Here is a 22,205-nt window from a genome sequence, read left to right as displayed (position 1 = left end):
TCCTTCCTATCTACTTGCAACAAGTTCTTCGCCATCATCTAAACGAACAGAAACAAGCTTCGACACCCCTGATTCTTGCATTGTTACACCGTACAATACATCAGACTCTTCCATTGTACCTTTTCGGTGTGTAATTACAATAAACTGCGTTTCATCACTAAATTTCTTTAAATACTGCGCAAAACGAGCAACGTTTGCCTCATCAAGAGCTGCTTCCACTTCATCTAGAACACAGAATGGAACTGGGCGTACTTTTAAAATACCAAATAAGAGCGCAATTGCCGTTAAAGCACGCTCTCCCCCTGAAAGTAAACCTAAATTTTGTAGTTTCTTTCCTGGTGGTTGCGCTACAATATCAATACCCGTATTTAGTAAATCTTCTGGGTTTGTCATTACTAAATCCGCTCTACCGCCCCCGAATAATTCAGAGAATACAGATTGAAACTCTGTTCGAATCCCTTCGAACGTAGTAGAAAAGCGTTTTTTCATCTCTTCATCCATTTCCGTAATAAGTTGATGCAATGTCGATTTTGCTTCTTCTAGGTCATCTCTTTGCTCTAATAAGAATGTATGGCGCTCTGCTACACGTTCATACTCATCAATTGCCCCTAAATTTACTGCGCCTAACTCTTCAATGGATAGTTTAATTAGTTTCACCTTTTTACGTGCATCTTCTGCAGGCATCATCATTGTATACTTAAGTTTTGCTGCTTCAAATGAAATAGTATATGTTTCACGTAAATGTTGCAATCTATTTTCCAGCTCTACATCAAGTCGGTTAATTTTCACTTCTTGATCTTTCAGCATCTCAAGAATATATTTATGTTTACCTATTGTTTCTTTCACACCGCGCTCTAAATGCTCGACTCTTTCTTGCAATGATACGCGTTGTTCACGACGAGAACGAATTAACTCCGAAGTTTGATTACGATCATACGCTTTCTTCTCAATCATATTCGTAATTTGTTCTTCGCCACTTGAATTAGATGTCATCTCTTGCTTTAAGAACGCTAAATCTTCTTTCGTTTTTACAAGCGTCGCATCAGTCTCTTCTTTTTCCTTCGTCAATCGTTCGACTTTTTCTTTTTGATTAGACAAACGTTGTTGTTGTTCAGCAGCTTGTACTTTTAGCTCCGTCATTTCCTTCTGAACTTTTTCTTTTGAAGAATATTGTTCACTTTTTTGTTTCGTTAAAACGACGATTTTGCTATCTAATTCCCCAATCTCAGCTTGAAGAGTCGCTAAAATCTTTTCTAACTCTTCTTTGCGCCCTTGCATTTTTACTTGATCTTGTAAAAATCCTTCAATCTCTAAATCGTAAATCGATAAACGATCATTAATACGATGTTCATCTAATTCTAAACGATTAATTTCTTCTCTTAGCTTCTGTTCATCTACACGTTCGGTCTCTACACCTTGGCGTAGCTCTCGTATTTGTACTTCTTTTTCTTGAATCTCTTGCTTTACTGCTTTAACAAAGTTTTCTAGCTTCGTTGTTTTTTCTTCCATGTCAGTTAGTTTCTTAGTCCACTCTTCCAGTTCACGTTGACGTCCCAATAAAGAGGATTTCGCCTGTTTTACAGCTCCACCCGTCATAGAACCACCCGGGTTCACTACGTCACCTTCGAGTGTTACAATACGATAGCGGTATTGCAGTTGTTTCGCTAACTCATTTGCTCCGCGTAAATCTTTCGCAACAACAACTGTACCTAATAAACTTGAAACTACATTCTCATATTTATTATTGTACTGCACAAGTTCTGTCGCTACACCGACAAACGATGGATGCTGATTCACAATGCGTAATTGATCAAATGATAGCGATCGGCTTTTAATAACAGCTTGAGGTAAAAACGTTGCACGGCCATGTTTATTTTGCTTTAAAAATGCAATTGCATTACGAGCATGCTCTTCTGTTTGTACTACGATATGTTGCATCGCTGCCCCAAGGGCGATTTCCATTGCGATTTCATATTCTTTCGGCACAGTCAGAAGTTCTGCAACAGCTCCCTCAATACCTTGTAGTCTATTTTCTCTAGCCTTTAATACTTCACGTACCCCTTGATAGAAGCCAGAGTAGTCCTCTTGCATCTCTTCTAACATTTCTTTCCGAGAGCGCGCCTGTTGCACAAATTGATACGCTTGATACAGTTTCGTTTCATTTTCACTATACTGTGACTTACATTTCCCAAGTGCCGTTTCTGTCTTCTGTATGTTAGAAATAATGCCAGCTATTTTCTCTCTCGCTTGCTCATAACTGTCTACAAGTTTCGCCTTTTTTGCTGTAATTTCCACACGCATCTGTACATACTTTTCATTTTCTTCATCAAGTCGTTCGTTTTTAGAGTTTTGCTGTTTTGATTGTTCTTCAATCATAGATAATTCATTACGAAGACTTGCTTGTTGATTTAAAAGTTCAATATAGTCACCTTTTAAATTCTCAATTTGTTCCTCTAAATTCTCAGCAAAAGTCGCAAGTAATTGCTCGTTATCATGCAATTTCTTCTCCAATTCTTTTACTTGATTCACAAATTGCATTAAAGCTTCTGTACTTGTTTCAATTTCGCCATCATAACTTGTAGTTTTCTCTGTTAACTCAACAATTAGCTTTTCAAGCTGCGCACAATGTGTCGTTGCATTTTGCTTTCTTTCCTTTAACAGCTCGCGTTGCCCTTCTAGTTTTTCTAGTTCTTTACTAGACAGAAGTAGAACTTCTTGTAAGGAATTTACAGATTCATCAACGGCTTGTAATTGCCCGCGTAATTCCTCAAGCTCTTCTTCACTTTTTTGTAAGTTCGCCGACATTTTAGCTTCTTCATCTTTATTATGCCCAAATTGATTTCGAAGCGCTTCCCACTTTTCATGTAATTCTTCAATTTCATGTACAATAAGCGCAGCTTCTACTTTCTCTAATTCTTCTTTTTTCTCAAGATAATCTTTCGCAATAGAAGCTTGTCTTTCTAGTGGTTCTACTTGACTACTTAATTCGTGAATAATATCTTGTACACGATTTAAGTTTTCTTGTGTTTCCGCCAATTTCCCTTCAGCTTTCTTTTTACGAAGTTTGTATTTCAGCACACCCGCAGCTTCTTCAAATACACCACGACGTTCTTCTGATTTACTACTCAAAATCTCTTCGACTTTCCCCTGGCTAATAATCGAAAAAGCTTCCCTTCCCATACCAGAGTCCATAAATAAATCAATAATATCTTTTAATCTACAAGATTGTTTATTAATATAAAAATCACTATCACCCGAACGAGATACACGACGCGTTACACACACCTCGTTATACTCAATCGGTAAGCGTTGGTCTTCATTATTTAAAGTTAATGTAACTTCAGCAACATTAACCGCTCTTCTCGTATCACTGCCGGCAAAAATAATATCCTCCATCTTTGCACCGCGTAATGACTTTGCAGATTGTTCACCAAGTACCCAGCGAATTGCATCAGTAATATTACTTTTCCCGCTCCCGTTAGGTCCTACTACAGAAGTTACACCTGGAACAAAATCGACAGATACACGCTCAGCAAAAGACTTAAATCCTGCTATTTCTAATCTTTTTAAAAACACGAAAGGCCTTCCTCCTATTCTCCGTTGTTGTAAACGTTGTCTGTACGAAAACAAACTACTATACGGATTTCCCACTCCTTTTATTTATAAATAAAAGGAAAGTTTCATTCTATGCATAAGGAATCCCCCTCATTCAAAGGGGGATTCCTCATGATTGTTCTTTTAATTTTTTCAATGCTTCTGCAGCAGCTTGTTGCTCTGCCTCTTTTTTTGACTTACCACTTCCAAGACCTAATGCCTCATTATTTAAAGTTACACGGGACACAAATTCTCGGTTGTGGGCCGGTCCTTTTTCTTGCAAAATTTGATACTCAATATTGCCACTACCATCACGCTGAATCAATTCTTGCAATTGACTCTTATAATCCATCACATGAGAAAAAGCACCTTCATTAATTTTTGGATATACAACTTCTTTTAAGTATCCCCAAACTGTTTCTAGCCCTTGATCAAGATAAAGGGCACCAATAAACGCTTCAAAGACATCCGCTAATAAAGCTGGTCGTTCACGTCCACCCGTCATTTCCTCACCTTTCCCTAATAAAACAAGGCTACCAAATGACATTTCGTTTGCAAAACGAACAAGAGATGGCTCACATACAATAGCTGCACGTAGTTTTGTTAACTCTCCTTCGCTCATTGTCGGATATTTTTGAAACAGATACTGTGATACAGTGAGTTCCAATACAGCATCGCCAAGAAACTCAAGACGCTCATTGTCCTCATGCGGTTTTTTTCGATGCTCATTCACATACGATGAATGCGTAAATGCTTGAATCAATAATTTTTCATCTGTAAACGTAATACCTATCTTTTCTTGAAATACTTTAAAAGCTTCACGATATTTTGCTTCGTATTTTTTTTCTTTATGTTTTCGGTACGGCATAGGTCCCTCCAGATATAAGCCGAGAAGCCCCGTTAAAAAACGGGACTTCACTTAAGCATTATAGATGACTCTCTATGTAAGTCACAGCATCGCCAACAGTAGCAATCTTTTCAGCATCTTCATCAGAAATTTCCATTTCAAATTCATCTTCTAATTGCATTACAAGTTCTACTACATCTAGGGAGTCTGCGCCTAAATCTTCTTTGAAGCTTGCAGCTGGTACTACTTCAGTTTCTTCTACTCCTAAACGATCAACGACAATTTTGGTTACACGCTCTAAAACATCTGCCATTCTATTCACCTCCCCTCAAATATTATATAAAATATTGTCCAAAAAAACTAGGTGAAATCGATTCTTTTATTACATTACCATACCGCCATCAACATTTAACGTTTGACCTGTAACATATTTACTTTGATCAGAAGCAAAAAACGTTACAGTATTTGCGATATCTTGTGCTTCTCCAAACTGAGCTGCAGGAATTAATTTTAACATTTCGGCTTTTATATTTTCATCTAATACATCCGTCATATCAGTCGCAATAAACCCTGGAGCAATTGCATTTACAGTAATATTTCGGCTCGCTAATTCTTTTGCTGATGTTTTTGTTAATCCAATTACACCAGCTTTAGCAGCAACATAATTTGCTTGTCCTGGGTTTCCTGTTACACCAACAACAGAAGCGATATTAATAATACGTCCATGACGTTGACGCATCATATAGCGCGATACTGCTTTCGTACATAAGAAAACACCTTTTAAGTTTGTATTAATAACTGTATCCCATTCTTCTTCTTTCATACGCATTAATAAATTATCTTTTGTTACACCAGCGTTATTTACAAGAATATCAACTTGTCCAAACGTATCTACAGTTTGTTTCACCATTGCAGTAACATCATCAGCATTTGCAACATCTGCTCTTACTGCAATGGCATCTGGACCTAATTTCTTTATTTCATCAACTACTTCATTCGCCTTTTGCTCATTACCAGCATAATTTACTACAACATTTGCCCCTTGTTTCGCTAAATCAATAGCAATCGCACGACCAATCCCACGTGAAGCACCAGTTACTAATGCTACTTTCCCTTTTAACATCAGCTTTCTCCTCTCAAATTTGAAATGGTATCTTTTAATGTCTCTTCATCATATACCGCATATGCTTTCACTGAAGAATCAATCGACTTCATAAGACCAGCAAGTACTTTTCCAGGTCCGATTTCAATAAATGTATCTACCCCTTGATTCACCATATACTCAATAGATGGGTACCATAATACAGGCGAATAGAGCTGTTCAATTAGCTTTGCTTGAATATCTGTACCACTCGTAATAACATCTGCCGTAACATTTGCAATAACAGGAATATTCGTGTCTTGAATTGTAATTTCATTTAAAACACTTTGGAATTTCTCAGCAGCTGGTTTCATAAGCGAGGAATGAAACGGTCCACTTACTTTGAGCGGAATTGCTCTTTTAGCACCATTTTCTTTCGCTCTTTGAGAAGCAAGTTCTACTCCTTGCTTTGTTCCAGAAATAACAATTTGCTTCGTACTATTCATATTAGCAATTTGTACTGCATATCCTTCACTTGTTACTTCTGCTGTAACTCGTTTCAGCATATCCGGATCCGCACCTAAAATAGCTGCCATTGCACCTTCCCCGCCTGGAACAGCTTCTTCCATATATTCCCCGCGTTTCCTTACAGCATATACAGCGTCTTCGAATGTTAATGCACCAGCAGCTACAAGAGCGCTATATTCACCTAAACTATGTCCTGCGACAAAATCAGGTGTAATATCATACTCCTTCAAAGCTGTTAAAATTGCAAAGCTCGTTGTTAATAGTGCCGGCTGCGCATTTGTCGTTAATGTTAAATTTTCTTGCGGTCCTTCAAAAATCACTTCTGAAAGAGAATCATGCAAAACCTCATCCGCTTTTGCAAACACTTTCGCAACCTCTTTATTATTCTCCGCTAACTGTCTACCCATTCCAACTGCCTGTGAACCTTGGCCCGGAAAAAGAAATGCTATTTTTCCCATTTCAAATCCTCCTCTTATTGAAGCGGCTCCTTCTCCATTACACTTGAAATTGTAGGAATTACTTCTTTCGCTACCATTTCTCTCGTTTGACGGATCGCACTAAATATCGATTGGTCATTAGAAGAACCGTGAGCCTTAATGACAGGAGCTTTCAATCCAAACAACGCCGCTCCTCCATACTCCGAATAATCCATTTTATCTTTCAATACCATAAGTTTTGGTTTTAATACCGCTGCTGCTAATTTGCTCGTAAACGAACTCATTAATTGTTCTTTTAACATAGAGAATAACGCAAGTGCTGTTCCTTCTAATGATTTTAGCGCTACATTACCCGTAAAACCATCACATACAACAACGTCTGCTACACCTTGCAATAAATCTCTTGATTCAACGTTTCCAACGAAATTAATTGGTGCATCCTTGAGCATAGCAAAGACTTGTTTTGAAAGCTCGTTTCCTTTACCATCCTCTGTTCCAACGTTTAAAAGTCCAACGCGTGGATTTTCAATTCCTCTTACCTTCTCTGCGTAAACAGAGCCCATTACTGCATATTGATATAAATGAATTGGTTTTGCATCAACGTTGGCTCCAACATCTAACATAACAAAACCTTCTCCATCAACAGTTGGCATTGTAGGCGATAAAGCTGGTCGTTCAATTCCTTCCATACGACCAACAACAAACAATCCAGCTGCCATCAAAGCTCCTGTACTACCTGCTGATATACAAGCATCCGCTACGCCGTCTTTTACTTGCTGCGCCGCTAGTACCATTGAAGCTTGTTTTTTTCGACGAACCGCTCTTACTGGTTCGTCTGTCGATTCGATTTTTTCGTCCGTATGAAGTATAGTAATTCGCTCTTCACTCGTTAAATATTGACGAATCCCCTCTTCTTTCCCTACTAACGTAATATGTAAATCTGAGTATTCCTTAATAGCTTTCATTGCTCCTAATACTACAGCCTTTGGTGCATGATCGCCGCCCATTGCATCTATTGCGATTTTCATAAGTTGTTACCTTCCTCACTATAATTACTAGATCGATACATTTCAAAAGTGCCTGTAAAGACAAGTTCTTCTCCAACAAAGCTACGCACTTTGACAACCGTCCGTCCTTTATCATTCTCTACATCTTCAACACGTACTTTTGCAACAACACGCTCTCCTAATTTTACAGGACGAATATATCGAATGGTGGACTTTGCAGTTAAAGCTAATTCTTCATCAATAACCGCAACAGCTAGTGAGTTTGCTTGTGCAAACAAATGATGCCCACGAGCAATTTGATTTCTTTTAAATACATGTTCCACCTTTACTTCAAAGATAGAAATCGCATGTCTATCTAATTCTATATCAATAATTTCTCCGACAACCTCTTCTAACGGTAAAGATTTCACATCTTCTTCATGTTGTTTTGTAGCCACATGCTTAATTCGTTCTCTTAATTCAGGAATAGATAATTCCATACGATCAAGACGAACAGTTTGTATGCTCACTTGAAATTTTTCCGCTAAATCTTCATCCGTTATAAAAGGATTCGTTTCTATTGTTTGTTGTAATAATTCTTGTCTTTCTTTTTTACTTCTTCTTTTTTTCATACCGCACCATCCATTTTTATGACTAGGTACTAAAAGTAGTATATAATCATTAAAAGTAGAATGCAACAAAAACTTTTGCAGACTACTTTTAATCGAGCTTCTCTCCCTGGAACACACCTGTCCCATCAAGATAAGTACGCAGCGAAGCATACTGATCATTATGCCAAAACGCTTCTGAATCAACTAGTATCGCTGCATCTTGTCTTGCCGTTTCTAACGCCCGATAATCATGTACCATATCAGCAACCTTAAATTCTGGTAGACCACTTTGCTTACTTCCAAAGAAATCCCCAGGACCTCGTAACTCTAAATCTTTTTCTGACAATACAAATCCATCATTTGTTTCAGTCATAATGCGCATTCTTTCTTTTCCTGTTTCTGATTTCGGGTCCGCAATTAATAAACAATATGATTGTTCACTACCACGCCCAACACGCCCCCTCAGCTGATGGAGCTGCGATAAACCGAAACGTTCCGCGTCATAAATAACCATAACAGTCGCATTTGGTACATTCACGCCTACTTCAACAACTGTTGTCGACACAAGAATTTGCACTTTATTTTCACTAAACTGTCCCATTATCTCTTCTTTTTCTTGAGATGATAGTCTCCCATGCATTAATCCAACTTGGCATTTCCCTTGATAATGATGAGTCAGCATACTATGTAAGTCGATAGCATTTTGTACATCAAGCTTCTCAGACTCTTCAATAAGAGGGCAAATAACATATGCCTGTCTTCCTTTTTTTATCTCTTTCTCCACAAAGCCGAGGACACGATCTAACATATCATGTTTTGCCCAGTACGTTTCGATTACCTTTCTACCAGCTGGCATTTCGTCAATAATAGAAACGTCCATCTCTCCAAATGCAGTGATAGCTAACGTACGCGGGATTGGGGTCGCCGTCATAAACAATACATCTGGACTTTCACCTTTCTCACGTAAAATCCGGCGCTGCCCCACACCAAATCGATGCTGTTCATCGGTAATAACGAGACCTAACCTATGAAATATAACTTCGTCTTGAATTAAAGCGTGCGTTCCAACAAGGATGTCTACTTCTCCCTGTTCTAATCTCGACAAAATTTCTCGACGTCTCGCACCTTTAACAGAACTTGTTAGCAATTCAACCTTCATACCGAAATGTGAAAACGTCTCCGCGAGCGACTGATAATGTTGCTCGGCTAAAATTTCTGTAGGAACCATCAAAGCACCTTGATAATGAGCCAATTTCGCCGCATAAAGAGCAATCGCAGCCACAACTGTTTTCCCAGAACCTACATCCCCTTGCAATAATCGATTCATTCGGTACGGAGATATCATATCTTTCATTATTTCATCTACAACCCGGCGTTGTGCGCCAGTTAATGGAAACGGAAGCGCATCAGTAAACTCTTGCAATTCTACTAATGAAATTTCCTTTTTCGTCCCTTTCGAGTTTTCCCTTTCCATTTTCCGTAATGTTTGCATTTTCAACTGAAACAAGAAAAACTCCTCATATACAAAACGGCGACGCGCTTGCTTTAAGTCTTCCTGTCCCACTGGAAAATGTAACCCTCTGAGCGCTTCATAGCGTGATAATAATTTATATCGACTTAACAAACCATCTGGTAACACTTCGACTATAGAATCTCCATACTCCTTAAATGCTTGTGCAACAAACCGGCGCATCTGTTTTACTGTCAGTTTTCCTTTCACTGAATATACAGGTTCTACTTCTTGTTGTCGTACAACCGGTCCGAAATTCAGTTCTGATACAGCAATTGTTTGGCGATGCTGATCCCATTTACCAGTAATCGTTACCGTTTCATCTAAATTTAACTTTTGTTTATAGTATGGTCTATTAAAACATACAGCTGTAATTAAATAACGACCGACGAGAACACGAACTGTAAGACGTGACTTCTTCTTCCCATAATATTGCAGTAAAGGAGCACTATGAACTTTCCCCTCAACCGTTACACGCTCGTCATGCTTTACTTCAGCAAGATCTTTCATCGCATAGTCTTCATAGCGGTACGGAAAATGTTCTAATAGATGAGAAACTGTATAAATTCCCATCTCGTGTAACAACTCAGATGTTTCTCCTCCGATTCCCTTTACATCCGTAACAGGAACTTGTACAACTTCATTCAAGATTCTCACGCTCCGTCACATTATTTTCTTTGATTCATTCTATTGATTATCCATTAATATCATTGACATCTGTAATCGCTCTCTTTCACCTTATATATTCTATCATAGGCATTCTAAGAGAAACTACTCTAATCCCTCTATATAAAGTGAAACTATAATCATTGGGGGTTTACGGGCAGTTATTCTCCCACTTAACTTCTTTGCTCCAGCCGAATATAGGGGGTGGAAGTTTTACTGCCCACAAATAGCGGGATAAAACAAAGTTGTACAATACGTAAGAAAAGAGCCTCACTATTAGCAGCAAGGCTCTTTTCTATCATCAATATGCTAGCCTTTTGAATAAAAACTAGTAATAAACTTCATATCACTATTCCTTATCCATTAGCAAGTAAGTAACCCATTTATTTTCAAATCGAATCTTTTCTTATTCTACAGAGAAGATGAAAGAATACACCGGTTGGTTCCCTGCATGTACTTCTACTTCTGCATCTTCAAAGTTCTCTTCTACAAACGCAACTAATTTAGCCACTTCTTCATCTGTTGCATCTTCACCTTGTAGAATCGTTACGATTTCAGAATCCTCATCAATTAGCGCTTCTAGTAATTGCTTTGCAGCTCCTACTTTCTCAGCATTTGTAGATACAATTTTTCCATCTGCAATACACATGAAATCATCTTTTTGAATCGCTACACCGTCAATTTCCGTATCACGAACAGCATACGTAATCTGACCTGTTTTCACATGAGCTAAAGCTTCTTTCATGTTTTCTTCATTCTCTTCTAGCGTTCCAACTGGATTAAATGCTAACATTGCAGCCATACCTTGAGGAACTGTTTTTGAACGAATAACAATAACTTCTTGTTCTACAACTGACGCTGCTTGTTCTGCTGCCATCACAATATTCCCGTTATTTGGTAAGATGATGATTTTTTCAGCATTCGCCTCTTCAATCGCCTTCACAATATCCTCCGTACTCGGATTCATCGTTTGGCCACCTTCGATAACTTTCGTTGCACCAATGCTCTCAAATAGAGTTTTAATACCCGATCCCATAGCTACAGTTACAATACCATACGGTTGTTTCTCTATTGGCTGATTCGTTTGTTCAGGTACCATGGTAGGTTCATCTAATAAAGCAGTATGCTGTTCACGCATATTTTCTACTTTGATCTTAATTAGACTACCGTAACGTTGTCCATAGTTCATAGGATCTCCAGGATGTTCCGCATGAATATGAACCTTTACAACCTCATCATCCGATACAACAAGTAGTGAATCTCCGTACACACTAATATCTTCACGGAATTTTTGTTCAGAGAAATTATGTTCCTTCATTTTTTCAGGCTCTAATTTCACCATGAATTCCGTACAATATCCATACTTAATATCTTCTGTACTCAATTGGCTTTGTACACTACGGTGATGTTCTGCACGTACCATGTCATTCATAGATGATTGGGCAGGCATATTAGAAGAAATCGTTTCTCCTTTTAAGTCAGCTAAAAACCCTTCATATACAACAACAAGACCTTTACCACCGCTATCTACAACGCCAACTTGTTTTAATACAGGTAATAAATCTGGCGTACGATTTAACGATGCGTTCGCTTCTTTTACAACGTCTTCCATAAACAAAACAAAGTCGCGCTGTTTTTTCGCAACTGTCACTGCATATTTACCCGTTTCTCTTGCAACCGTTAAAATCGTTCCTTCAATTGGTTTCATAACCGCTTTGTAAGCTGCCTCTACTCCAGCTTCTAAAGCTGCAGCAAAATCAACTGTCGTTAATTCTTCTTTTTGTTCAATGGATTTAGAGAAACCACGGAATAACTGAGATAAAATAACCCCAGAGTTACCACGAGCTCCCATTAATAATCCTTTGGCTAAACTTACACCAACTTTACCAGCATGCTGTGAAGGATTTGCTTTCACTTCACGCGCGCCTGAAGTCATTGATAAGTTCATGTTTGTACCGGTATCGCCATCTGGAACTGGGAATACGTTTAATGCATCAACAAGCTGAACATTATTTGTTAAATTATTGGCTCCTTGAATGATCATTTGTGATAAACGTTTTCCATCAATTTTTTGAATTGACACAGATTTTCCTCCTTAATGCACATTACAAGTTTATTACTTTAACTCCTTGTACGTAGATGTTTACAGAATCTACTGCTAGTCCTACAGTTTGATCTAATGTATATTTCACTTTAGTCTGCACGTTATGTGCTACTTCTGAAATTTTCGTACCATAGCTCACAATAATATACATATCAATATGTACTTCATCTTCATTTTTACGAACAATAACGCCTCTAGTGAAGTTTTCTTTTCGTAAAATTTCTGTTAATCCATCTTTTAACTGATTTTTTGATGCCATGCCTACGATACCGTAGCAATCTACTGCGGCACCTCCAGCAATTGTTGCAATTACATCTGTACTAATATCAATTTGACCGTACTTCGTTTTAATTTCAATTGACATCTCGTTTCCCCCTTCATAAATGGTGAAAGTGAGCTAGACTACTTTAGTTACTATCATATAATCTTTTTAAAGAAAATTCCATCGTTCTTTCTTTTTCACTCTCATATTTTATGTTTTAAATTACATTTTTTTATGATGAGCAAAATAGTCCATTGTTATTATACAACATGTACCACTATAATATGTCAAGCAATTTTTCTTGATTTCACCTTTTCTTCATTGACATATAGTGTCAAGTATTTTTTCTTGATTTCTTTTTCCTACGGTGTTGCATTCTCTTTTTAGTTGTGTTAAATTATAGTAGTGTTTTTAGCATCGCATAAAAGGCTAACATTGAAAAATTACGTATGTTACGGTAGTTAAGGGAGGGAAATATAAATGGCTCGTGTTTGTGCTATCACTGGAAGAAAAGCTCGTTCTGGTAACTCTCGTTCTCACGCAATGAACGCTACAAAACGTAAATGGGGCGCTAACCTTCAAAAAGTTCGCGTACGCATCGACGGAAAAGTTCAACGTGTTTACGTTTCTGCTAGAGCATTAAAATCTGGCAAAATCGAACGTGTTTAATAATAAAAAAAAGAGCCGCTAGGCTCTTTTTTTATTATACCATTGGAAAAAGCACCGGTAATAGGTGCTTTTTTTAGTCTTTTTTGAAGGTATTTAACATCGCACGAACAATTCCACCAAGAAATTTAGGTAACTTAATTGTATAAAATCTCATGGTTTCCCTCCTAATCCCCATTACTCCACTTGTTCACTATATGATGCAAGGAGCAAAATTGTTTCTTCAATCAGTGCTTCTTATCATCATTAATATGCCAGAAGTAAATGAAAAATTACCTTTTTCCTCAATGAGTTCATTACTAATACAAAGTGTCGATCCCCACTCTATTGTTTTATTAGTAAGAGGGTACTTAAAACCGTGAAGTGTAATACCTTCTACCCTTTCAGTAACTGGTACAAATGATACGTATGGAAAATGTTCGTTTCCTTCAATTATATACATACCAAACTTTTTCACCATTATTTCATTTTTATTGTCCACAATACACATTTCTATGTTTACTTCTAATCCCTTTAAAAGCATCTGAATATTTGCTAAACCATGATCAAGTCTTCCACCAGTAGCACCAAAAATACGAATTAACTTTGGTTTCTGTTCTAAAGCCCAGCTAATTGCAATTTCTAAATCTGTTTGATCTTTTTCTCGCGGGACAATATGTAATTCATTTGTTTGCTGCCTCATCCATGCTAATTCCTCATCAGTAACTGAATCATAATCCCCAAACGCAACAGCCGGAGTGATCCCTCTTTTCAACAAACGGTACACTCCTCTATCAACGGCCGCCCAAACTACTTCTTCATTTTCATACCGAGAAAAATCTGCGCAGTATTCTGCAGGTCCTCCCGCTAAAATATGAATAATCATTTTTCCTTCCCCTTCTATTGTAAAAAGGCAATCTGCCATTCGGTAGATTGCCTTTCTCCTTATTTGTCACTCTAACATGTATAAATAGTGAAGTCTTAATGAACTAGAAGCTTCACTAGGATAAAGGTTCGTTCTTTATCCGCGAATTACACGAATTGCTTCACCGCGGTCTTTTTGATTGTATACTGCTGATCCCGCTACAAGAACATTCGCTCCTGCTTCAATACAAAGTCTTGCCGTTTCAGCGTTGACACCACCATCAACCTCAATTTCCACTTCTAGATTTCGCTCTTTAACCATTTCTGCAACTTGTTTGATTTTCGGTAATACAGAATGAATAAACTTCTGTCCGCCAAATCCAGGGTTTACTGTCATAAGTAATACCATGTCTATATCTTCTAATACATGCTCAATCGTTGAAACTGGAGTATGCGGATTTAATACAACCCCTGCTTTAATGTCATGAGATTTAATTAACTGAATTGTACGATGTAAATGAGGACACGCTTCTACGTGAACAGTAATAATATCCGCTCCCGCTTTTGCGAAAGTTGGGATATAGTTATCAGGATTTTCAATCATTAAATGTACATCTAGCGGTAATGATGTAATCGGACGGATTGCTTCTACAATTAATGGTCCAATCGTAATATTTGGTACGAAATGCCCATCCATTACATCGACGTGAATGTAGTCAGCTCCGCCTTTTTCTACATCTTTAATCTCTTCCCCTAATCTTGAAAAATCTGCTGATAAAATCGATGGTGCAATTTTAATCATGACTAATACCTCGGCTTTCTCTCTCTAATTTCTTCTACGAATTGTTTGTAATTCTTATAACGATATTCGGTAATCTTTCCTTCTTCAACCGCAGCTTTCACCGCACATTTCGGTTCAGCAAGGTGTGTACACCCTCTAAATTTACAGTATTGGCTCGCTTCTTTCAACTCTGGAAAACAATATGTAAGATCTTCTACCTCTATATCTATGAAATCAAGCGAACTAAAACCAGGTGTATCCGCAACAAGTCCGCTTCCAACTGTAATTAATTCTACGTGTCTTGTCGTATGCTTTCCACGTCCTAAATGTGAAGAAATATCATTAGTTTTCAATTCTAAATCTGGACGTAATACATTTAGCATTGAAGATTTCCCAACACCAGATTGGCCTGCAACGACGGAAATACAACCTTCTAAGAATGGTTTCAGAATATCAATACTTTCCGATGTATTTATAGAAGTAAACAACACATCATAACCCATTTCACGATAATCATTTGCATAAGATTCAACAGTTTCTCTCATTTTTTCATCTACTAAATCCATCTTACTAATACAAATAATTGGTTTGATGTTATGATATTCAATTAATACTAAAAATCGATCTAACAGTCCTGGATTAAAATCTGGTTCTACCGCTGAGAAAACAAGAATAGCTTGATCAACATTAGCAATAGGAGGTCTAACAAGTTCATTTTTCCGATCAAATACTTCTAACACATAACCCTCACTCGGATTATCCGCTTGAAAAACAACTTGGTCTCCTACAAGTGGCGTAATTTTATTCTTTCTAAATACACCACGCCCACGACATTGTGTAATCCCTTCCTCATTCTGCACATAATAAAACCCACTTAGAGCTTTTACAATTTTTCCTTCTGGCATATAATTCTCCTTTATTTTGTATAAAATGAAACTGCAATTAAATATGAATAGACTAGCGTTCTTTAAACAATTATTTCAAAGCCCACCAAATATATATCCAGGTTCATATATTTAATCTACCATCAAATTTGAAATATTATTTACAACAGTATCACTTTTACAGCTTTTTGAATCATATATTTTTGCCTGTTATACAGTCCACGATGTAGACAGCATAACAGGCAAGAGTAATAAATTCCATCTTCTATATAAGGACGATGGAATTCACTATTATTGAGCTGGATATGGTACTTCCTTGTCCATAATCGTTACTCCATCTCGGACAATTTTATAGTGTCCCTTTGCACCTTCTTGAATTACAAATTCTAAAGAAATAATCGCTGACTCAGTAATTGTTCTCGTTTCAACTGGTTTATCCATTTTTTGCTGCATATCTTCTTTATAAATTTCTATTGTTTGCGGCTTTTTCTCACCTGTTGCAGAAGCTTCATATGGGATAGAAATGTTATCCACTTTTACCGTTTTCGTCACTTTAGGCTTCGGACCATCGGAGATAACAATCGATACTTTATCTCCTTCTTTTAAAGGTGTCCCAGGCTTTGGTAACTGTGAAATAACAAGACCTTTATCAACCGTATCTGAATACTCTCTTTTTATATCAGAAACAAGCTTTCTTTCATTTAAATAACCTTTTACACTATTTTCAGTCCATCCTGAAAAGTCACCTGGTCTTATTTGATAAGGTCCTTTACTTACCCAAATTTTCAGTTCTTGTTCTGCCTCTATAACCATTTGATCAGGCGTTGGTATTTGCTCTACAATTTCACCTTTCGGCTTATCATTTTCAATATAATTTATTGTAACTTGTTTATATTTTTCTTCTAACTCAGCTCTTATACTCTCGAAATCTTTTCCTGTCAAATCACGCATCTTGCTTTTCTTTTTCCCACCTGATTGATAGATAGTAATTTTAGAGTTTTCTTTCACTACTCTTCCTGCTATAGGATCTGTTTTTATCACTTTTCCGGCTTCAACATCATCTGTATATACAAGATTAGGTTCAGTAACTTCAAAACCTTTTTCAACTAATGTATTTACAGCTGTCGTATATTTCATACCAGCCACATCAGGAACCTTCACATCTTTCGGAATAAAGAAGCCTGGAATAACAGTAAGTGCTAAGGTTATCCCTATCGCTAAAAGTAAAAATGTTGTAATTAAAACTTTCAGCCATTTATTATTTCGCTTTTTCTTCTTACCTGATTTGGTCTCTTCTTTTCTTACTTGTTCATCCACTTTACTTCCTTTTAATACAATCGTTTCATCACTTACATTTTGAAATAGTTGTTCTTGTTGAATAATTGGAATCGCTTTCGTTGCTTCCATATCTTCTGGTATGTAAAATGGTTGTTCATTTATTCGTTCTGGGTATAGTGCTGTTTCAATATCTCGTTTCATCGCGTTAGCAGATTGATATCGATGGAACGGATCTTTCGCAGTTGCCTTTAATATAATATTTTCAACACTTTGTGGAATATTTTCATTCCATCTTTTTGGAGATGGCATTTCATTTTGTAAATGTTTTAACGCAATTGCAACAGCAGATTCACCAGAAAACGGTTGTCTTCCTGTTAACAATTCAAACATAACAATTCCAAGTGAATAAATATCTGATTGTTTATTCGCTATACCGCCGCGCGCTTGTTCTGGTGATAAATAATGCACCGAACCGAGCACCGAATTTGTATGTGTAATCGTTGCTGCACTTGTAGCTGTCGCAATTCCAAAGTCTGTTACTTTGACCACTCCGTCATCTCGAATCAAAATATTGTGCGGTTTAATATCGCGATGTACAATCTCAAAATGATGGGCGTGTGCCATAGCGGACGTTAACTGCTCCATTATATCAAGAGCCTCTCCTATCGGTAACATCCCTCGATCAATTATGTATTGCTTCAATGTTCGTCCAGGTACATATTCCATTACAAGATAATATATATCATCCTCTTCCCCAACATCATACATATTCACAATATTTGGATGCGACAACGTTGTAACAGATTGCGCTTCTCGATGGAAACGTTTAATAAACTCTTCATTATTTGAATAGTCGAGTCTTAATATTTTTACCGCTACATCTCGACCAAGTATATCATCATGAGCTAAATATACATTGGCCATTCCTCCACCGCCAATCATTTTCAGCAGCTTATAACGGTCATTTAAGCGTTTTCCAATCAGCACGTTGCACTTCACCTACTTTCGTTTGTCGAATCCGTATAATCAATAATAACGAGGGTAATATTATCTTCTCCACCACGATCATTTGCTAATTGAATGAGATGCTCTCCCTTCGCCTCGAGCTGTTCATTCAATTGTAAAATTTGTTGCATATCAGCCATAGGGACTTTGTTAGACAATCCATCAGAGCAAAGAAGCAATTGATCGTCTTCTTCGAGCACCAATGTTTTAACATCTAGTCCGACTTTTTCTTCTGTTCCTAACGCTCTTAACAGAACATTCTTTTTCGGGTGATATTCTGCATCTTCTTTTGAAATTTCACCGTGCCTAACAAGTTCATTTACAAGTGAGTGGTCTTCCGTTACAAGCGATATTTCTCCCTCTGATACCATATAACAACGACTATCTCCTATATGACCTATTGTTACAAAACTAGGTGTACAAATCGCCACGATAACCGTTGTTCCCATGCCATTACATTCTACATGCTGCTGAGAGTAAGCATATATGCGCTCATTAATAATTCCAACGTTAGTATGTAACCACTTTTCTACCTTTTTAGGCTCATTCATATTATGCGTTTGCTTCCAATAATCATGGAATAATTGAATAGCCATCGAGCTAGCTACATCGCCAGCTCGATGACCTCCCATTCCATCTGCTACTACCGCTAAAATATTTCCATCTAAATTGCGAAAAACTCCTGCACTATCTTCATTATGTTGACGAACTTTTCCTTTATCCGATAGAAACACGGCTTTCATCTAGTCACCTCGTCTCTTCTTTGCGCTCCTTTGCACGCAACTGACCGCAGGCTGCATCAATATCATGACCTTGTTCACGGCGAATGGTTACATTCACTCCACGATCTTTTAGCGTCTTTTCAAATAAGAAAATTTGCTCTCGTGGCGTACGTACATAATCACGTTCTGGCACGTAGTTTACCGGAATTAAGTTTACATGACATTTTACACCTTTTAAGAGCGCAGCAAGTTCTTCAGCGTGCTCAACTTGGTCATTTTCTCCTCCAAATAAGCCATATTCAAATGTAATACGACGCCCTGTTCTATTTACATAGTATTTAACAGCTTCCATTAAATCAGGTAGCTTATAAGCACGGTTGATCGGCATTAATTTTGAACGTATCTCTGTATTTGCAGCATGCAATGAAATCGCAAAATTAATTTGCATATCTTCTTCAGCGAACTTATAAATTTTTGGAACAATTCCACTTGTTGAAACTGTCATATGTCTTGCACCAATATGAATTCCTTTTTCATGATTTACAATGCGTAAGAATGACATTAAGTTATCATAATTATCAAATGGTTCTCCAATTCCCATAACAACAAGAGAACTTACACGTTCTTCTGTTTCATCAAGCGCACGCTGAACTTCTACTACTTGCGCTACAATTTCTCCAGCCTCTAAGTTTCGTTTTAATCCACCAAGTGTAGATGCACAGAATGTACAGCCAATGCGGCAACCCACCTGTGTTGTTACACAAATGGAATTTCCATATTCATGTCGCATTAGTACAGTTTCAATAGAGTACCCATCATATAACTGGAATAGGAATTTAATCGTTCCATCCGAAGACGTTTGTTTTACTAAAGTGTTTAAAGTTGTAATATCAAAGGAATTCGACAATTTATCGCGCAATCCTTTAGCAAGGTTTGACATATCCTCATAATTTTTTACACGTTTTTTATATAGCCAATCAAAAATTTGTCCTGCACGGAACTTAGGTTCCCCTTGTTCCTTTAACCAATCTTGCATTTCATGAAGTTGTAAAGAATAAATTGATGGTTTCTTTGTTTCTAGATTTTTCTTTTGTTTTTTTACAGTCGTTTCCATGATGCTACACCTTCTTTCTTAAACAAGCAATATAAAAGCCATCTGTTGCAAAATAATGCGGTAAAATTCGTACTTGACCTTCATCAATATACGGATTTAACTTTTCTGGCATGCGATCTTTTATCGTAGTATCCCATTCAAATTCAGGATGCTCTTGTAAAAATTGCTTTATTACTTGTTCATTTTCTATTTTTTCAATTGTGCACGTACTATAAACAAGGCGACCACCTTGTTTTAACAATGGTGCTATTTTTTCTAGTATCGCAAGTTGAATCGTTGATAACCTTTCACTATCGCCCTTATCTTTACCTAACTTAATATCAGGTTTACGTCTAATAACACCAAATCCAGAACATGGTGCATCTACTAATATTTTGTCAAAAGATTCATTTGCAAAATGCTCTTGAACTTTTCTAGCATCTAAAGCCATCGTTTCTACATTTTCTAAACCAAGTCTCTTCGCCTGTTGTTCAATTAAACGTACTTTATGTGCGTGTAAATCAAGCGACATTACCTTACCAGTTCCGTCCAAACGCTCTGCAATATGAGTTGTTTTTCCGCCAGGAGCAGCACAACTATCTAGAACTGTATCTCCTTTATTCGGTTCTAAAGCACGTGCTACAAGCATTGAGCTTTCATCTTGAATAGAAAGGAAACCTTTTTTGAACGCTTCTGTATGTGCGACATTTCCTCTTTCAATTTGAATTGCATCCTCTGACAATTCGCCACGTTTTGCTTCTATACCCTCATCAGCTAATAACGCAACCGCTTCTTCTACCGTTACTTTATCAACATTTACACGTGCTGTTGGTACAGGTGGCAACATATTTACTTCACACATTTTCTCTGCTGTCTCTAAACCATATTCGGATGCCCATTCTTGTACAAGCCACATTGGATGACTCGTTGCAATCGCAAGTCGTTCTACTGGATTTTCAATTTCTTCTAACGAAGGTACACCTTCTCGCTGAATTGAACGCAATACTCCGTTCACCATGCCTGAAATCCCTTTATGCCCACGACGCTTTGCAATCTCAACTGCTTCATGAATAGCCGCTCTTTCTGGAACTCGGTCTAAATATAGCATTTGATATAGAGATAGGCGAAGCAACACTCTTACCCACGCTTCAACCTTTTTTCTTAAAAATGGTTGTAAATAATAATCTAGTGTGTCACGACGTTGAATTGTTCCATATACCATTTCAGTTAATAAACCAATATCTTTTCTGTCAATTGTATTTTTTTCAATCAAATTATTTAAAAGTAAGTTGCTATATGCACCACTTTTTTCTACTTGAATTAAGCCATCCAGAGCTAACTCACGAACATTTTGTCTCATGCATTTTCTCCTAACTTCGTACCAATTTCAGGTTTTGTTCCACGTAAAAATTGTGAACAACTCATACGCTTTTTACCAGATGGTTGCAATTCAGTGATTTTAACGCCTGTCTCGTTCCCTGCTGCAACAACAAATCCATCTTCTTCAAGAGCTACTATTGTACCTGGTTCAGCTTTCTCTGCAATAGAGACCTTCTCTCCCCACCATACTTTAATAACTTGTCCTGCCAAAGTCGTATAAGCAACTGGCCATGGATTCAATCCGCGAATGTGATTGTATACTTCTTCACCTGTTTTTGTCCAATCAATTATCTCTTGCTCACGTTTTATATTATATGCAAACGTCACTTCAGCTTCACTTTGTTTAATTGGTTCTAGTTTACCCTGAATTAGTAAAGGAACCGTTTTAGATAAAAGGTGTGCTCCTGCTTCGCTTAACTTATCAAATAATGAACCTGTTGTTTCACGCTCTTCAATTTCTACTTCTACTTGCGTTAATATATCGCCAGCATCTAATTTTTCTACCATATACATAATTGTAATACCTGTTTTCTCTTTACCTTCCATGATCGCATAATGAATTGGTGCACCACCGCGAAGTTCTGGAAGTAATGATGCGTGGACATTAATACATCCATACTTTGGCGCTTCTAAAATTTCATTCGGTACGATTTGTCCAAATGCTGCTGTTACAATTAAGTCTGGCTCTAGTGCTAATACTTTTTCATATTCGTCTTTTTCACGAATTTTTAACGGCTGTACTACTGGAATACCATGTTTTTCCGCTTCTACTTTAACAGGAGTAGGTGTTAAAACCTTTTTTCTACCAACTGGACGATCAGGTTGCGTTACAACACCAACTACGTCATATCCGTCCTCGATAAGACGACGAAGCACCGGCACAGAAAAGTCCGGTGTCCCCATAAATACTACTTTCATCATTCAAAA

Annotated in this window: 20 protein-coding genes; 1 reads left to right on the top strand and 19 read right to left on the bottom strand. The window is 37.4% G+C overall.

The window, feature by feature from the left end; all coding sequences use genetic code 11:
- Window positions 1–6: 6 nt before the first annotated feature.
- The 10 genes from smc to MR155_RS03460 form a co-directional block, all read right to left on the bottom strand.
- Window positions 7–3,576, bottom strand: a complete 3,570-nt coding sequence (gene smc, locus MR155_RS03505) for a chromosome segregation protein SMC (protein ID WP_242307961.1) — start codon at window positions 3,574–3,576, stop codon at window positions 7–9.
- A 148-nt stretch (window positions 3,577–3,724) separates the two neighbouring features.
- On the bottom strand, window positions 3,725–4,462 hold the full coding sequence (gene rncS, locus MR155_RS03500) for a ribonuclease III (protein WP_113936793.1): 738 nt from the start codon (window positions 4,460–4,462) through the stop codon (window positions 3,725–3,727).
- Window positions 4,463–4,520: 58 nt separating this feature from the next.
- Window positions 4,521–4,754 carry an acyl carrier protein gene (gene acpP / locus MR155_RS03495; protein WP_002014515.1) on the bottom strand — a complete coding sequence of 78 codons (234 nt, stop codon included), beginning with the start codon at window positions 4,752–4,754 and terminating at the stop codon, window positions 4,521–4,523.
- 69 nt (window positions 4,755–4,823) lie between these two features.
- Entirely contained in the window at window positions 4,824–5,564 is a 741-nt protein-coding gene (fabG, locus tag MR155_RS03490; protein ID WP_219303416.1) for a 3-oxoacyl-[acyl-carrier-protein] reductase, read from the bottom strand.
- Entirely contained in the window at window positions 5,564–6,508 is a 945-nt protein-coding gene (gene fabD / locus MR155_RS03485) for an ACP S-malonyltransferase (protein WP_219303417.1), read from the bottom strand. Before fabD ends, fabG begins: the two co-directional genes overlap by 1 nt.
- A gap of 14 nt (window positions 6,509–6,522) precedes the next feature.
- Window positions 6,523–7,515, bottom strand: a complete 993-nt coding sequence (gene plsX / locus MR155_RS03480) for a phosphate acyltransferase PlsX (RefSeq protein ID WP_242307957.1) — start codon at window positions 7,513–7,515, stop codon at window positions 6,523–6,525.
- Window positions 7,512–8,105, bottom strand: coding sequence for a transcription factor FapR (gene fapR / locus MR155_RS03475; protein WP_000747354.1), 594 nt, complete (start codon window positions 8,103–8,105; stop codon window positions 7,512–7,514). The genes plsX and fapR overlap by 4 nt, the downstream gene beginning before the upstream one ends.
- A gap of 88 nt (window positions 8,106–8,193) precedes the next feature.
- Complete coding sequence (recG, locus tag MR155_RS03470) at window positions 8,194–10,242, bottom strand: ATP-dependent DNA helicase RecG (protein ID WP_219303418.1); 2,049 nt, start codon at window positions 10,240–10,242, stop codon at window positions 8,194–8,196.
- Between the two features lie 424 nt (window positions 10,243–10,666).
- Window positions 10,667–12,343, bottom strand: a complete 1,677-nt coding sequence (locus MR155_RS03465) for a DAK2 domain-containing protein (protein ID WP_113936790.1) — start codon at window positions 12,341–12,343, stop codon at window positions 10,667–10,669.
- Between the two features lie 22 nt (window positions 12,344–12,365).
- The gene (locus tag MR155_RS03460; protein ID WP_002014507.1) at window positions 12,366–12,728 is read right to left on the bottom strand and encodes an Asp23/Gls24 family envelope stress response protein; all 363 of its coding nucleotides are present in this window, start codon (window positions 12,726–12,728) and stop codon (window positions 12,366–12,368) included.
- A 378-nt stretch (window positions 12,729–13,106) separates the two neighbouring features.
- Between MR155_RS03460 and rpmB the strand changes: the two genes are divergently transcribed.
- Window positions 13,107–13,295: a 50S ribosomal protein L28 gene (gene rpmB, locus MR155_RS03455; RefSeq protein ID WP_000124776.1), complete on the top strand. Its 189-nt coding sequence runs from the start codon at window positions 13,107–13,109 to the stop codon at window positions 13,293–13,295.
- Window positions 13,296–13,368: 73 nt separating this feature from the next.
- On the opposite strand, the gene spoVM is transcribed toward rpmB, so the two are convergent.
- The 9 genes from spoVM to fmt all read right to left on the bottom strand — a co-directional run bounded on the left by spoVM (window position 13,369) and on the right by fmt (window position 22,199).
- A complete protein-coding gene (spoVM, locus tag MR155_RS03450; protein ID WP_001213599.1) occupies window positions 13,369–13,449 on the bottom strand; it encodes a stage V sporulation protein SpoVM in 81 nt (26 codons plus the stop codon).
- A 66-nt stretch (window positions 13,450–13,515) separates the two neighbouring features.
- Window positions 13,516–14,196: a thiamine diphosphokinase gene (locus tag MR155_RS03445; RefSeq protein WP_002088210.1), complete on the bottom strand. Its 681-nt coding sequence runs from the start codon at window positions 14,194–14,196 to the stop codon at window positions 13,516–13,518.
- 96 nt (window positions 14,197–14,292) lie between these two features.
- Window positions 14,293–14,937 carry a ribulose-phosphate 3-epimerase gene (rpe, locus tag MR155_RS03440; RefSeq protein ID WP_002014505.1) on the bottom strand — a complete coding sequence of 215 codons (645 nt, stop codon included), beginning with the start codon at window positions 14,935–14,937 and terminating at the stop codon, window positions 14,293–14,295.
- 2 nt (window positions 14,938–14,939) lie between these two features.
- Window positions 14,940–15,821: a ribosome small subunit-dependent GTPase A gene (gene rsgA, locus MR155_RS03435; protein WP_002088214.1), complete on the bottom strand. Its 882-nt coding sequence runs from the start codon at window positions 15,819–15,821 to the stop codon at window positions 14,940–14,942.
- A gap of 270 nt (window positions 15,822–16,091) precedes the next feature.
- Window positions 16,092–18,065, bottom strand: coding sequence for a Stk1 family PASTA domain-containing Ser/Thr kinase (gene pknB / locus MR155_RS03430; protein ID WP_002088215.1), 1,974 nt, complete (start codon window positions 18,063–18,065; stop codon window positions 16,092–16,094).
- Window positions 18,066–18,073: 8 nt separating this feature from the next.
- Window positions 18,074–18,826 (bottom strand): Stp1/IreP family PP2C-type Ser/Thr phosphatase, encoded by a 753-nt coding sequence (locus tag MR155_RS03425; protein WP_002137950.1) that lies wholly within the window; start codon window positions 18,824–18,826, stop codon window positions 18,074–18,076.
- Window positions 18,827–18,830: 4 nt separating this feature from the next.
- Window positions 18,831–19,919, bottom strand: coding sequence for a dual-specificity RNA methyltransferase RlmN (rlmN, locus tag MR155_RS03420; protein WP_002014500.1), 1,089 nt, complete (start codon window positions 19,917–19,919; stop codon window positions 18,831–18,833).
- Window positions 19,920–19,923: 4 nt separating this feature from the next.
- Complete coding sequence (rsmB, locus tag MR155_RS03415) at window positions 19,924–21,258, bottom strand: 16S rRNA (cytosine(967)-C(5))-methyltransferase RsmB (RefSeq protein WP_002128834.1); 1,335 nt, start codon at window positions 21,256–21,258, stop codon at window positions 19,924–19,926.
- Window positions 21,255–22,199: a methionyl-tRNA formyltransferase gene (fmt, locus tag MR155_RS03410; RefSeq protein ID WP_219303420.1), complete on the bottom strand. Its 945-nt coding sequence runs from the start codon at window positions 22,197–22,199 to the stop codon at window positions 21,255–21,257. Before fmt ends, rsmB begins: the two co-directional genes overlap by 4 nt.
- Window positions 22,200–22,205: the final 6 nt, after the last annotated feature.

The organism is Bacillus cereus group sp. BfR-BA-01331 (assembly GCF_022663915.1).
GTDB classification, from domain to species: Bacteria; Bacillota; Bacilli; order Bacillales; family Bacillaceae_G; genus Bacillus_A; species Bacillus_A mycoides.
This window is presented reverse-complemented; position numbering and strand designations above follow the sequence as displayed.

Bases quoted from the DNA above. Each gene is read 5' to 3' on its own strand.
- MR155_RS03425 (WP_002137950.1), bottom strand. From the start codon at position 18,826: ATGAAAGCCGTGTTTCTATCGGATAAAGGAAAAGTTCGTCAACATAAT.
- MR155_RS03445 (WP_002088210.1), bottom strand. From the start codon at position 14,196: ATGGCAGATTGCCTTTTTACAATAGAAGGGGAAGGAAAAATGATTATT.
- rsgA (WP_002088214.1), bottom strand. From the start codon at position 15,821: ATGCCAGAAGGAAAAATTGTAAAAGCTCTAAGTGGGTTTTATTATGTG.
- rpmB (WP_000124776.1), top strand. From the start codon at position 13,107: ATGGCTCGTGTTTGTGCTATCACTGGAAGAAAAGCTCGTTCTGGTAAC.
- spoVM (WP_001213599.1), bottom strand. From the start codon at position 13,449: ATGAGATTTTATACAATTAAGTTACCTAAATTTCTTGGTGGAATTGTT.
- rncS (WP_113936793.1), bottom strand. From the start codon at position 4,462: ATGCCGTACCGAAAACATAAAGAAAAAAAATACGAAGCAAAATATCGT.
- rpe (WP_002014505.1), bottom strand. From the start codon at position 14,937: ATGATTAAAATTGCACCATCGATTTTATCAGCAGATTTTTCAAGATTA.
- acpP (WP_002014515.1), bottom strand. From the start codon at position 4,754: ATGGCAGATGTTTTAGAGCGTGTAACCAAAATTGTCGTTGATCGTTTA.
- plsX (WP_242307957.1), bottom strand. From the start codon at position 7,515: ATGAAAATCGCAATAGATGCAATGGGCGGCGATCATGCACCAAAGGCT.
- fmt (WP_219303420.1), bottom strand. From the start codon at position 22,199: ATGATGAAAGTAGTATTTATGGGGACACCGGACTTTTCTGTGCCGGTG.
- fabG (WP_219303416.1), bottom strand. From the start codon at position 5,564: ATGTTAAAAGGGAAAGTAGCATTAGTAACTGGTGCTTCACGTGGGATT.
- MR155_RS03460 (WP_002014507.1), bottom strand. From the start codon at position 12,728: ATGTCAATTGAAATTAAAACGAAGTACGGTCAAATTGATATTAGTACA.
- rlmN (WP_002014500.1), bottom strand. From the start codon at position 19,919: ATGGAAACGACTGTAAAAAAACAAAAGAAAAATCTAGAAACAAAGAAA.
- fabD (WP_219303417.1), bottom strand. From the start codon at position 6,508: ATGGGAAAAATAGCATTTCTTTTTCCGGGCCAAGGTTCACAGGCAGTT.
- fapR (WP_000747354.1), bottom strand. From the start codon at position 8,105: ATGAAAAAAAGAAGAAGTAAAAAAGAAAGACAAGAATTATTACAACAA.
- rsmB (WP_002128834.1), bottom strand. From the start codon at position 21,258: ATGAGACAAAATGTTCGTGAGTTAGCTCTGGATGGCTTAATTCAAGTA.